The following is a 14,059-nucleotide window of genomic DNA, read 5'->3' on the forward strand; positions in this document are numbered from 1 at the left end:
CATTACTCCCATCCTCCCAGAAGGTCGCCACGGCTCGGGGGCGCGCCGCGCCGCCAGAACACCTCGGTTTCAATAGTCAGTTCGTAGTCGCCATACTCGGTCGCCCAGGCTTCGGCCACCTCGGCCTTGATTGCTTGCAGGCGGCGCTCCACCAGGGCCGGGTCCTCATTCTCGGCCAAGTATGAGAGGCGCAGCACCGAAGGTGCCTCTGCCAGTTTTTCCAGCAGCAGTTCCGTGCGCGAGTGCCACTGCGGGCGGAGCTCGGTGGTGCGCGGCTCGAATACCGCCTCGGCCAGGTCCAGGCGCACCACACGGTGCAGGCCGGCGCCGAAGTTGAACTTGATCATCTTGCCGCGCGTGGCGCGCTGGACCCGCGGGTTTTCCGTGGTCAGGCGGTAGCCACTCGGCAGGCTGCGATCGTCGAGTTTCAGCACAAAGTTGGAACCGCGATCCTGGTTCGGCACCACCGCGCAGGTGATATGGAACCGGCCGTGGGCGTCGGTGGTGGCATTGAGGCCGGTGGCCGTCACCACCCGCGCACCCGGCACCCCGCCCTCACCAGTGTCCTGGTAACCGTTCATGTTCTTGTCATCGAACACCTTGCCGATCACATCGGTACAGTCGAAGGTCGGGTCTGGTATTACACGCACGGTCGCAGAGGCCTCACCCGAAAGCTGCTGGCCGGACAGGCCCTGGAAGAGTCGAGCGCGGTTGACGTACTCGCCCTCGCCCACCCCGGAACCGGCCACCAGCAGCAGTTTCACCTTGCGGGTCTGCTCCGGATAAATCCGCAAACCGGACCAGCTGAGTTCGAGCCCGTTCACCTCCGGCTCCACGGCCTCACCGTCGAGGCGCGCTGACCCGGCGACATACTTGAAGCCGGCCGGGAAGAAGTCCACCAGCTGCAGGTCCGCCAGCGGCACCCCGGTGGTGTTGCTGAAGGTGATGGTGTAGGGCACCAGCTGGCTGCGGGTGACATTCAGCATCGATGCTGTCTTGGTGATCGACAGGGCACCGTCCAGCTGCGGATCCACGGCGATGTGGTTATTGAACAGCTGGCTTTCACCCGGTACCCGGTTGTCATCCAGTCGCAGGCGCAGGTAGTAATGCGTCTCCGGGCTACGGGCATCCACGTCAATCGACGGTGCTGTGGCGAAGGCCTGGGCTTCACAATGCTCCGCCGTGGCGGGTACCGCGTCGGCACCGCTACCGAGGCATGCGGCCACATCAAAGCCTGCACTGTCCGTGTTGGTCTGCGGCGGAATGATGGCGGATTCGCCGGCCACATAGCCCTCACCCGGCATTTCGACCCGGATCAGGTAATCGCTCCCGGCCGGGCAAGCAGCGCTGCTGAAGTTGAGATCGAACTTGTAATAGCCGCCGGCCTGGGTGACCTGGCCCTGCTGCTGCGGGTCATCGAAACAGCTGTCCGGAAGCTCTGCTCCTGAAGAGGCGCGCAGCATGGTGACCACCGCACCAGCTACCGGCGCACGCAGGACGGAATCATAGATCACCCCGTTGGGTGCCAGCGGCAGGTTCAGGTCCTGCAGGCTGGAGCCGGATGCCACGAAAATTTCACTGATGCGCTGCGGGCCGTTGGTGAAGTCGGAGTCCGCATTGCCCAGCGATGCGGTATTCGAACCAGCACCGGGTGCGCTGTAACGAAGTTCATAGCCAGAGCCGTCCATATCGTTGGGCACCAGGCCAGTGAACTGGAAGTAGCCGTCCTCGTTACTCTGCGCAGTCTCCAGCAAGGCGTTGTTCCGGTAGAGTTCCACTGTCCAGTTGGGCAGCAGCTCTTCTTCGGTCTCGCGCTCACCGTCAAAATCTGTATCGCGCCAGAGATAACCCGCCAGGTTCGCCGTTCCCGGCGTGCCGCCGATATCGATTGCGACACTGGCTTCCTCGCGACTGGCCGGGTCATTCCAATCCACGAACGCGGTATTCAGGACCGTGCTGCCGATCTCAAGGTCCGCTCCCAGCTGGGCGCGGAAGCGCAGGAGCGCAGAGTCGCCCGCTGCCAGGTCACCGTAGGTGGTGCCGAAGTCGGCGCTGATTACCGAACCATTCACACTGATACCCGCAGCCTGTCCATCGAGTGCTGCGGAACCTTCAACATAGGTGAGTACGCCGTCGCCCGCTGCCAGCAGGTCATCGGTGATCACCACGTTGCTGGCCGGTACAGTACTGATATTGGTAACGCGCACCAGGTACTCGAGCGTGGCACCGGCCTCGGCGGCACCGCCACCGACCACGGCCACTTCCTTGGTGATGGAGAGCTGCTGGGCATCGCCCACCACGATCTCGGTGGGCTGTGCCCCGTTGGAGGGGCTGCCATCCGCATCGGTCAGCGTAAGCGGCAGGCCGTCGGCTGTAACCTCGCCCTGGTTGCTGATAACCGTCCCGGTGGGTGTACCGTCATTAACGGTCACGTCAAAGGTCACGGTCACCGTCTCATCCACAGCAAGGACTGCCCCCTCGGAAGGAAGCGGCACCCCGCCAATCAATGGCAACTGGGTCGCGGTTGCGTCGACCTGACTGCCGTTCACCTGCAGAGAGCCGGTCACATAGGTGGTGTTGGCCGGCAGTTCATCGGTCAAGACGACGCCGGTCGCATCCACGCCGCCGATATTGGTGACGGTAATGGTATAGGTCAGGGTGTCGAGCGGGTCGAGAATACCGGCAGTGGTGCCGTCCTTGGAGATGGCGACTGTTTTCTGGGTCCGCAGCGAGGCCACCTGTCCGACTACGTCAACGGTCGGATCGTCCACGGTGGCAGTAGCCGGGTCGTCGGATGGTGTTTCACTCGACGATCCGCTGCCCGCCCCGCCCCCGTTTAGGAAGCCCTGGTTGGAAATCAGGGTGCCTTCGTTGACGTCATTGATGGTGACATCGAAGGTAACCACAGCGGCGCCGTTGCGGGAGCCGGATGGGTCTGCCAGTAACACGCCGTCCGCCTCGCCGGGGGAATTTACAGGCATACCGGCGGCCAGCGCCGTGGTGCCGGCCTCATCTGCCACCGCGGCCCCGTTCAGGGTGGTGGAGCCGGCGACATAGGTAGTATTGGCCGGTACCTGGTCGCGCAGCACCATATCGATGGCATCCTCGCCACCGATATTGGTCACTGTAAGCGTGTAGCGCAGGGTTTCGCCGGGCAACAGTACAGCCGCATCGCCGGAAAGGTCCTGTGAGGTCTTCTCCACCTCGAACAGCGGCTCGGAACTGATCAGGGTCTCGGTGGGGTCCTCGGTGCCGCCGATCGCGGGGTCATCGCTCACGCCGAACTGCTCGCCACCAATACTGAGCTGGGCCTGGTTCAGGACCACGGTGCCGCTGGTGATTACCGGTGCGAGGGTGGCCTCGAAAACCACGGTCACGGTATCGTTGACCTGGCCGGCGGCTTCGATCTGCAGGTTACTGACTTCGAGCAGGCCGGTACCCCTGGCCCCGCCATTATCGGTGACAGCTACAGTACCACTAGATACCTGTACATCCCCGAGTGTGCCAGGCTCGAACATCGCGCTGGCATTGAGGCGATCCAGTTCATCCAGAAGGGTGAAATCACTCAGCGGTACGTCACTGGTGTTCTGGATTTCGATGCTATATCGCAGGCGATCGCCGGGGCTTGCGGTCGCACCGGACTGACCGGTGGTTACATTGAACACCGTCTTGCGGGTCTCCAGCACCGCCCCTTCCACAACAAACTCGTGGCTATCCTGGTGATCCACCACGCCCGGAGTGCCATCGGTAAGCTGGCGCTGGTAGGCAAAGCGCTCGGAAGACGATGCACCGGCACTGAACCACTGGGTGGCACCGGCGATATTCACCAGGGTGCTGTTGTGGATATTGTCCTCGTCCAGGGCCACCTGGTAATCCAGGGTCAGGCGGTCGCCGGGCTCCAGCGCGTCATCGGTTTGCAGCGTCGCGGTAAATTCACAGGTCGGGTCGCCGGCGATAAAGTTCACGGCGAAATCGGCCGCAGCGAGGCTTACCGAGGTGCCATCCGCTTTCTGGATAGCCGCCGACTGGATTACCGGCTGGGTATCACAGATACCGCCCGGGGTCGGGTTGGGCAGCCAGTCGGTCAGGGTCACGTTCCATGCGCTGGACGCACCGGTGTTCTGCACGGTGAGGGTGAAGTTTTCCGGTGTGCTGACACTGATCGATGCCGGGCCGGTCTTTTCCACCACCAGTTCCGGATGCACGATGGTCACCGGGTTCGCATCCGCGCCGGTGCTGGCATCGTCACCCAAGCGCGCGGTGCCATTGTCGTAGTCGTACCAGGCGTGGTTTACAAACGGTTCGGTCCGGGCCTGGTTGGTTGCGGTGTTCAGTACCTCGACGGTAACCAGCACCTCAACCTGCCCGCCGGCGGGGATAGAGATACCGCCATTGTTATCAACCAGCACCAGGTTGTCGACGGTGCCGGTATTGGTGAGGGCGACACCACCCAGGCTCGCGGAGACAAAGCCCAGGTCGACGCCGGTTGCAGACAGGTCATCGTGGATACGCACATCCTGGAGCGCCACATCAGCCGGCACCTCGGGCACTGTAATCGTGTAAGTGAGCTGTTCACCGATGGCGACGGTATCCTGAGCCGTGGACTTGCCCAGCACGCCCGGAACCGGTGTGGTCAGGTCGAATGTCGCCACCTCGGAGGGACCATACTCCTCGCGCCAGTCCACACTGCTGTTGACCGGAGGCTGCGCGTTATCGAAGGAATAATAACGCTGTACCTGTGCGGTGTTCGTGAGTGTGATACCCGCACCCAGGTCGCTGTCACCCGTCACCGTGTAGACTACCCGCAGGGTCTCGCCCGGGTTGATCGCCGCATTGGTCGCCGGGTCGAAGTCCCAGGTCGCCGTACCTGTGGCCGAGTCAAACGTCGGCGTCACCGCAACGTTCGTGCCGCTACTGACCAGCGTCGCACTGACATGGGTGACACCGCCCTGGCGCAGGCCCACCGGCAGGGTGTCCACCAGTACCGTGTCGTAGGCGGGTGCGGCGCCGTTGTTGGTGATATCAACGGTATAGGTGGCCGTCTCACCAGCCCGGATGACGGCATCGCCGTCGACGGAAGTCACGGCTGATTTGCTCACCGCCAGCAACGGCTGCAGCGCACTCACCGTCGCGCTGGCAGTCAGCGGTGCCGCCTGAACCCCGCCCACCGGATAGTTCAGGGTCACGGTGTTGGTCAGCGACTGGGTGGTGGGCTCCTGGCCCAGCACGTCGCCGTTCTGTACCCGCGCCCGGTAGACGATTGTCAGGTAATCGTTGGCCGGGTCGCCATCCACCGGGTTGGTCACTTCGTCCAGCGTCCAGGTTACCGTGCGCAGGTCGGCGCTGACATCGGGGGCCGGCAGGGTTGCCGGCGGTGTGCCGAAGTAGTCGGCACTCACCATCTCCACAAAGGCCATGCCCTGCGGGAGGCTGTCACTGAGTACCAGGTCGTTGTGGGTGCCTTCCACCAGGGCCAGCGTCAGGGTGTACTCGACGGTGTCACCCACACGGAGATTGCCATCGCCATTCCAGCTGTCACCGGTGGCGGCCTTCGTCAGGTCGATGCTGTAATCGACCCCCAGACCGCTCTGTGCCCCGGTGCAATAGATGTTGGGTGCGGTGATATTCGGGCAGCCGTCCCCGGTGCGCTCGCGATTGCCCGCGAAGGCACCATCCAGCGACGTCCAGTCTGCCAACGCACTGTTGACGATATCCTGCGCGGTAATGGTATCCACGGTCACCCGGTAGGTCAGCTCCAGTACACTGCCCGCCGGAATCGCCAGTGACGTATCAGCGTTATCCCGGCCCCAGGTAAGTGTGTCCCCGCTAACCTGCGGTGTACTGTTGAAGCCGGCTAGCGCGCCGCCATCGAGGGTTACACTGGCAGAGCCAGCAATGAAGCTGAGCTCCGCAGGCAACGTGTCGGCGATATTGGTATTGAAGGCCGTTGAAGTCCCGCTATTGGTGAGGGTCAGGGTGTATTCGAGTTCATCACCACTCGCCGCCGGCTGGCCGGGATTGGTGATGTTGGCGACGTTCTTCGCCATTGCCAGGTCGGGCTCCACCACGGTGAACTCCACCTGGGTGCTGCTGCCCCCATCGACCTCCACGCCTCCCGACTGGTAGGTGTAAGAGGCAGTATTGCCTACCGGCGCGATGCCGGCATTGACGTTCTGGGTGTTCGCCACCCAGGTGGTGAGGGTGATCACCGCCTGCTGGCCGGCGGGAATGGTGCCGATGGCCCAGCTCAGCTCCTGGCCGTTCTGGTTGGTGCCGACGCCGAGCGCGCTGCCATCCAGTGCCACGGAAGCGTCGACATATTGCAGTGCCGGGTCGAGCAGGTCGGTGACGGTCACTCCGCTCAGTGCGGCGTTCACCGGCGTGCCCGGTACGGTGATGGTATACACCACTTCCTCACCGATGGTCGCCTCGGATACCGACACGGATTTGGTGGGAGCTGCCACCTCGAAGCTGTTGGTCATCCATACGCTGTCAGACGCCACCGGGTTAATGGCGATGTACTCGCGCGCATTGGCACTATCGCGGGTTTCCCGCGACCAGTAGGCGTCGAGACTGGCCACGTTGGACCAGACCTGGTCCGGTGCGAGATCGGTATGGAAGCCGATGCTGTAGCCTACCGTCACACAGCTGGATGCCTCCAGCGGGACATCCAGCGTAAATACCATGCTGCCATCCCGGGCGGCAGGCGCGGTGTAGGTGTAGTCACCCGCAGCCAGGGCCGCGCCATCAATGGCCACGGCCACGCTGTTGATGGAAGTTTCATCCAGTTCTGCCGGCAGGTCGTCGGTGAGTCGCACCCCATATGCCGGGCCTTCGCCGGCGTTACAGGCCTGCAGGGTGAAATCCATGGTGTCGGTGGCAATATCCACCACGTAGGCCGTGGCCGCTGACTGGCCATCGCCAATAGTGGAACCATCATCCGGCACCACCACCCCGGTTTTGGTGAGTTCGGTGATCTGCGGCTGCAACACCTCCACACTGGCCCCATCGGGCGCCGTCGTAGTGGCAGTCCCATCGGCGAAGGTGTAGCCGAGGGTAGCCTGGTTGTTTAGGATGGTGCTGGTCGGCGTCGGCGCCGGATCCTCGGCGGGACCGTGCTGCACCCGCGCACGATACACAATCACAAACTGGTCATCAGACGGATCGTTGTTCGCAGCGTTGGTGATATCACCGAGGGTCCAGGTCAGGGTTCCTGTCTGGTCGGCCGCCGGCACACTTGATGCCGGAATATCCGCGTGGCTGAACACACCATTGCCAGCATACGGTGCGCTGGTAACGCCGTTGATGCTGACTACATCGACAAATGCCAGGCCCGGTTCCAGAACATCGGTAACGGTCACATCCCGAGTCAGCCCCTCCGGCAGGGTCAGGGTCAACTGGTAGGTGATGGTATCGCCGGCGCGGGCATTGGTATTGGCGGTGGTGGCGATACCGCTGTTCCAGGTGTCGTCGATCACGGCCTTGGCAAGGCTGGTGGTGTCGATGCTGGCCAGGGTGCTGGTTGCGGTGATGAAATAATCATTCAGGGCCGCCTCATCCGGGGCACCGCTGCCGGTGCGTTCCTCGATGCTACCCTCATCAAGGGAGGTCCAGTCGGCCTGCACACTGTTTACCAGGTCACTGCCATCGACGCCGCTGACATTCACGCGGTAGACAAGCCTCAGGGTTTCCCCAACCGGGATATCCAGGGAATCGTCGCCATTGGCACGCCCCCAGGTCAGCAGGCTGCCACTGATTCCCGGCTCCACAAGAGTAGTCGTTCCGCCCAAGGTAATTTCGGCGGTCCCCGGCTCCAGTGTCAGCCCCGCCGGCAGGGTGTCGGTGATGGATACGTCGTAGGCCGTGGAGCTGCCGGCGTTCGCCAGTTCAACGGTGTATTCGAGAATATCGCCGCCCTGCGCCGCCGTGGTGCCGCCACGGGTAACATTGGTCACCGTCTTCAGGGCGGTCAGGTCCGGCTCTACAATCGTGATGGCAGGAGCGCTATCTTCCGTGCCCGCGTCGTCAGTCTGGAGCCCGCCCTGGGTACGGCTGTAGGTGTAACTGGCCGTGTTAACGAAGGGCGCGGTCGTATCCTGGTTGTCGATCTGGTTTTTCAACCGTACCTTCAGTGTCACCAGCGCCTGCTCGTTGGCAGGAATATCGAGTCCGGTGACAGTCTCTTCCAGTACCAGTTCGGTGGCAGTACCGGTGTTGGCCAGGTTATAGGTGGTACCGCCGACGAGGGCGCTGGCGCTTACTAACTCGAGATTGGACGGCAGGCTGTCGAGCACATGCACATCGTACAGCGGCGCGTCCACCAGGTTGCTCGGCACTGTGATGGTATAGTCGAACACCTCACCGATCGTGACACTGGTGTCCGCCGGGCCGTCTTTTATCAGGCGCCCGGGCGAAATGATGGTGATATCAGTTGGGTTCGCCGTCTCGCCCTGCGGATCCGCCTGGTTGACCACACCCTCCGCATCATTCGGGTCATCACTGACTGCGGTCAGGGTATTCCCGCCCGTATCCTGGTCTGCGGCCTCCAGTTGGGCCTGGTTGCTGACCACCTCGCCGTTCGCCAGCGAGCCGAGTACATTTACCTCAAAGACCACCTCGATGGACGAAAGAGCGGTACCGGGGAGAACGTCGAGGTCACCGGTGATGGAGAGCAGACCCGAACCATCGATTGCGCACACAGCTCCTGATGGACAGGTTGACTGGTCGACTGTGGCTGAAGCCAGGTCAAAGCTGGCCGGGTCAAGCTGGTCCGTGATCTGTGCGTTGTAAATATCCTGGTCCAGGTTGAACAACCGCAACCGGTACCGCAGCCGGTCTCCGGGCGCTGCGGTCGTCGTCGGCGATTCACCCGTTGTGACATTGCTGACGGTCTTTTCGAAGTAGTAGCCGGACAGGGCGGCCTCGATCGTCGCCGCATCCTGTTCGTCATCGATTCCCACGGTGCCATCATCGCGCTGGCCCACGTATCCAACGCGATCGGGATTGGCCGTCGAATCGTTATACCAGGCTACCGCCGAGGCAACATTTGTCAGCTGGTCCCCGTTCGCAGGCGGGTCGCCCGCCGGTGAATCCAGCTGGCTACTGTAGGTGATCACCAGTATCTCGTTCGGCCCCAGGCCGCCCGCCGCATCCAGCAACTCCAGGGTCAGGAGTCCGGACGCCGTGTCGTAACCGACCTGGTAGTGCGTATTCTCTGTCAGCGCGACACCGGCCCTGGTTACCGTGATGGGCGCCGTCGTCGGGTCGAATTCGCGCATGCCAACCGGCAACTCGTCTTCAATCTCTATATTCCAGGCCGGCGCACCGCCGACGTTCTGCACGCTCAGGGTGTATTCCGGCGTATCGGCAAAGTTGACCGCCGTGGCACTGGTCTGTTTGTTCATGACCAGGTCGGGGCTGGAGATGCTCAGCAACTGGGCGATACCGTTTTCACCCGGCAGCGGGTCGTAACGAGTGCCATCGATAACCCTGGCGAACTCCCATTCGGCGACGTTGGTGAACAACTTGCCTATCGTATTGAGCCCGGATTCTTCCAGCACAACCTCAATTTCGAAGTGCACCTGGGCACCGGCGGGCAGCGTGGAGGGATTGCGGATCTCGAAGGTAAGTATTCCGGGGTCATTAAAGTTGCCACTGTTGCTGACGGAGTAGTCGCCCGGCGACATCTCTGTCGTGGTACCGGTGGTATCTTCGTAATAGGCCCTGATATCCAGCAGGCTCAGGTCCACGCCCAGGGTGCCGCTGGACAGGTCATCCCAGATCCTGATGGAATCGATGTCGTTGAGTGAGCCGGCGGTCTGCAGGACTGTGCCATTGACGGGGTCGTACAGTACGGGCACATCCAGGGTGTAGACAAACGGCACCCCGATCGTGACCGAGGAAATGGGGTTGCCGTCCAGGTCCTCGGCCTGCTTCTCGATCTTCTCGACCGGGATCACGAGGTTCTGGCAGCCCTCGCGAACGGAACTGAAGTCCGAGCCGTTCACTGCCCATACGGAAACGCTGCCCTCGACGTTGGCGCAGGCGAAGTTACCCCCGTAGCAGACACTATCGAAAACAATGAGGGTGCCGTCGGGGGCGCCGGCAAAGTTCAGGGTTGAATTCAGCGGGATATCGCAGCTGAAGTTCTTGATCGTGCACGACCGGTCGATGGAAAGCTGGTCGTCGGGCGCCATGGTGCGGCTGGTGCCGTCGGTGGTGGTCGCAAATGGCCCGTCAATCACACAGCCGTCGGGCGTACCCGGGCTGCCGGGCACAGTCTCGAAGTCAGAGACCTTGAATGAATCGGCCAGGACCACCTGGCTGAATGGCAGCGACAGCATGAAGCCGAAAAGTAGCGGCGTAGCAAACCTGGATATTGACGAACGAACGCCGCCAACAAAGCCAGCAAGCCCTTTTTTCAGAGATTTCAGTCCAATTACTTCTGACATCATCGTCACTTTCAGCCGCCACCAGGGTGATCATTTTCTGCCCAACGGTTGTGGGCACGGATTACGGGCGGACACTGCCCGGTGAGCGGACTTTATCCAGCGGCGCCGGGAGAGGCCGTGAAGCAGGTCTAAATTACTTTCTTCGGAGGGAGTTTTTTCGAGGTTTGCCAAGTAGTTCTCAGGCAAACTTGAGGCACATTCTTAAGAGAGCGGAGGCCGCCCGGAATCGAGAGGGCACCTCGGCAGAAGCCCTCACCCCTCCCCCGCAAGCGGGAGAGGGGTGGAGCCGCGATCGACTGCCTAGCCGGCCGGCAGGAAGTCGATTGGGTAGAGGATGGTGATGGTCGGCACCCCGGCCTTGGGCCCGAAGTTGAACCGTTTCACCCGCGCCGTGATCTTGCTGTTGAGTGTCGGGGAATCCATATCGCTGGACTCGACACTCACCGCCGACACGGAGCCATCCGGCTCGATGGTGATCTTCAGCACCATCTTGCCCTGCAGCGCCGGATTCATGCGCAGCTCGCGGTTGTAGATCCGGTACAGGGACGCCTTGTAGCGGTCGAAGACGATCTGGATCTCTTCGTCCGTCCGGGAGGGTCCGGCACCATCACTGAGCGGTCGCTCCTCGCCGGCGAAGTCACCCTCGCTGCCAATGGAGCTCTCAACCCTCGAGAACGCCACGCCTTCCATCGAGGAACCGGTTCCGCCGACGTTGCGACTGATGTTGGCACTGGCAATGCCGCCACTGTCGCTCTTCGCCGCAGCGGTGATCAGGGAACGCTGGCTGGCGTTTTCCTTCTTGCCCGCGGTGCTGAGCTGGGTACGCTCGCCCAGGCGGTTGTCGAGATCGTCCTCGATCAGGTCCTGGAAGTTGTCCTTGAAGGCCAGCACCCCGGAACGCTCGGCCTTCTTGCGGGCCTGCTTCTTCTCGATCTTGGACGGCTTGGGCTCCTCCTTGGCCACCTTCTCCTTCTTGGGCTCCGGCTTCTTCTCGTCCTTCTTCTTGGGCTGCTCCGGCTCGGGCGGAGGCTTGGGCTTCTTCTTCTTCTCGATCACGAGCTTCGCCAGGCGCTCGGGGATCTCGACCACCTCGTCTTCCGGCTCCGGTACAGTCCACATGGGTATCGTATAGCCCAGGAAGAGGGCCAGCAGCAGGGAGATCAGCACGCAACGGCGGAAGCGCTGGTCGTCCTCGCTCTGCTTGTGCCAGGGCATCACCGGTACGCGGCTGTCAGACAGCTCCAGCTCGCGGGTCACCTCGAACTCGAACCTGGCCTCCTCTTCAGCCCGGCGGAGCTGTTCGGCCCGCTCATCGAGGTAGAGGATCTCTTCCTCACAGTCCTCTATCTCTTCCTGGACCCGCCGCCGACGCTCTTCCAGCATCTCGACATTGGTGTGGTATACATTGACCTTGCGCTGGGCGCGCTCCAGGACTGTCCGCGAGGCGATCTCACTGTAGTCGTCGGCCCAGAACATGTCGCCGCGGCCCATCTCTTCGAGCCTGGCGAGCTTTTCGGAGATCTCGGCCAGCAGCTGGTGCTCTTCGGCATCGCGGGCCAGGTCCGCGAGCTTGCCCTCGATCTGGGCCTGCTCGCCTTCCAGTCCACGAATCCTGCGGCGCACCTCTTCCAGTTCGCCGCTGACCGCCTGCTGTTGTTGGTCTAAATTACTCACGAACTTCCATTAACCCTGAGATGCTTTCTGAATTACTGCCAGAGAGATCCGCGTGTAGCCGGCCTCGGTACAGCTCGACATCACCTTCTTCAGCAGGCTGAAGGGGATGGTCCTGTCCGCGAGGATGTTTACTTCCGGGGGCTCCGGGGGCAGCTCCTCTGCGGACCCATCGGCTGCTGCAGCGGCCTCTTCCGCGGCCTCGGCCTCAGCAACCTTGATGGCCTTACCCATTTCCGCAACCATCGCCTCCTTGATGGGCTCGGCAACAGTTTCCTCTGTCCCTATCAGTTCCTCGGTGCTCATCACCGGCCTGGACTCGACCAGCACTTCCTTATCAGTGACCATCAGGGTCACAGTCTCGCGCGGCTTCGATTCCACCACCGAGTCCGGCAGGGTGATCACCTTTGGCGGGTCCAGGGCCTCGTTGCTGGATGTGTTGGTGAGCAGAAAGAACACCAGGATCGTAAACACATCCATCAATGAGGTCAGGTTCATGCCCGGAGCCTTGCGTCGACGACTCCGGGACATGCGTTTCATGCGTCGGCTTTCATGTCTCACGGCGCATCTCCTATCGATATATCCGGAAACAGCTCAACTCGCTCGACTGACTCCGGATCATCGGGGTCGCTGCCCTCGCGGCGGACCTCGGCGCCCCGGACGGTGTCCATGATGCCGACCAGGTGCTCGTAGGCAACGTCGGGCTCCATCAGGATGATCGAGTCGGTCTTGTCCGGATAATTCGCCTTGACCTTGAGTAGGAATTCACTGAGCTTCTTCAGGTCGTAGATCTCCCTGGTCGGAACCAGGCCGGCGTCCGCAGTTGCCTCGCCCTCTGGTGGCACAGCGTCGGCCGCCGGCTCAGCATCCGGGTTATCCGCTTCAGTCTGGTTCAGGTTCGGGAACCGCGCGATGACCTGCTCGCCGTCACTGATTTCAAGTTTGTCACTACGTACCACGACCTCTACCGTGATCGCCGGGTCGTCCGGTGCGCCGCCGCCTGCTCCGGTCGGCATGTTCAGCTCCAGGATGGTGACCCGCGAGAAAACCGCCGACACCAGCAGGAACGGCACCAGCACCACCATCAGGTTCAGGAAGGCGGTGATGTCCAGTTCCGGAGCTTCGTTACTTCTCCCGTGGCGCCTGCTTCTCATTACGCTTTTTCCACTTCCGCTTCTTCTTGCCCGGCTTGCTCCTGGGATTCAGGCTCATCGTCGTCGCCGGCCTCAGCCCCCTCGGCAGCTGCCTCGACTGCAGCCGGCTGCTCGTCTGGCTTGGTGTCGCCGCGGCGGCGGGTGGAAATCGAAATAATGTTCAGGGCCTTTACGGAAACCATCTCAAGGCTGTCGACGATTTCACCGGTCAGGGAGTTGAGCAGTGCGTGGACGATCAGCAGGGTGATACCAACCATCAGGCCGAATGCGGTGGTGTTCATCGCCACGGAAATACTGGCGGACAGCAGGTCAGCCTTTTCGGCGGGGTTGGCATTGGCCACCGCGGTAAAGGCCTCGATCAGGCCCATGATGGTACCCAGCAGACCCAGGAGGGTTGCGATATTTGAAAAGAGGGCCACATAGGGTGTGCGCTTTTCGAGCTGTGGAATGATCTCCATCATGCTCTCTTCCATCGCGATCTCAATGTCCTCACGGCGGCGTACCGCGCCCTGGCGTGCAAGTCCCATGGAGAGGAGTTTGCTGACGCCAGAGTTGTCCTGCTTGACCATCTCACGGGCGCGATCGAAGTCTCCAGCAGTAAGCACCGGCTGCAGCTTGTCCCACATGGCCCGGTTGGTGTGACGCTCGTAGACAAGACGGATATAGCGCTCAACGGCCACCGCGGCCCCCAGCGCGAACACTACGAGAATGGGGTACATGAATGCACCACCAGTCTGGAAGAACGCGATTACGCTGTTGAAAAAGTCCATCACTAACCCTCTT

Annotated in this window: 5 protein-coding genes; all 5 read right to left on the minus strand. The window is 61.9% G+C overall.

The annotated features are described in order from the left end of the window. Positions 1–2: 2 nt before the first annotated feature. On the minus strand, positions 3–10,451 hold the full coding sequence (locus BLT26_RS05430; protein WP_175453032.1) for an isopeptide-forming domain-containing fimbrial protein: 10,449 nt from the start codon (positions 10,449–10,451) through the stop codon (positions 3–5). A gap of 300 nt (positions 10,452–10,751) precedes the next feature. Further along, positions 10,752–12,125, minus strand: coding sequence for an AgmX/PglI C-terminal domain-containing protein (locus tag BLT26_RS05435; protein WP_091509830.1), 1,374 nt, complete (start codon positions 12,123–12,125; stop codon positions 10,752–10,754). A gap of 9 nt (positions 12,126–12,134) precedes the next feature. Next, positions 12,135–12,683: an ExbD/TolR family protein gene (locus tag BLT26_RS05440; RefSeq protein WP_245720599.1), complete on the minus strand. Its 549-nt coding sequence runs from the start codon at positions 12,681–12,683 to the stop codon at positions 12,135–12,137. Beyond that, positions 12,680–13,276 carry an ExbD/TolR family protein gene (locus tag BLT26_RS05445; RefSeq protein ID WP_091509835.1) on the minus strand — a complete coding sequence of 199 codons (597 nt, stop codon included), beginning with the start codon at positions 13,274–13,276 and terminating at the stop codon, positions 12,680–12,682. Before BLT26_RS05445 ends, BLT26_RS05440 begins: the two co-directional genes overlap by 4 nt. Further along, complete coding sequence (locus tag BLT26_RS05450) at positions 13,276–14,046, minus strand: MotA/TolQ/ExbB proton channel family protein (RefSeq protein ID WP_091509840.1); 771 nt, start codon at positions 14,044–14,046, stop codon at positions 13,276–13,278. Before BLT26_RS05450 ends, BLT26_RS05445 begins: the two co-directional genes overlap by 1 nt. Positions 14,047–14,059: the final 13 nt, after the last annotated feature.

The sequence above is a fragment of the Microbulbifer yueqingensis genome, from assembly GCF_900100355.1.
Classification (GTDB): Bacteria; Pseudomonadota; Gammaproteobacteria; order Pseudomonadales; family Cellvibrionaceae; genus Microbulbifer; species Microbulbifer yueqingensis.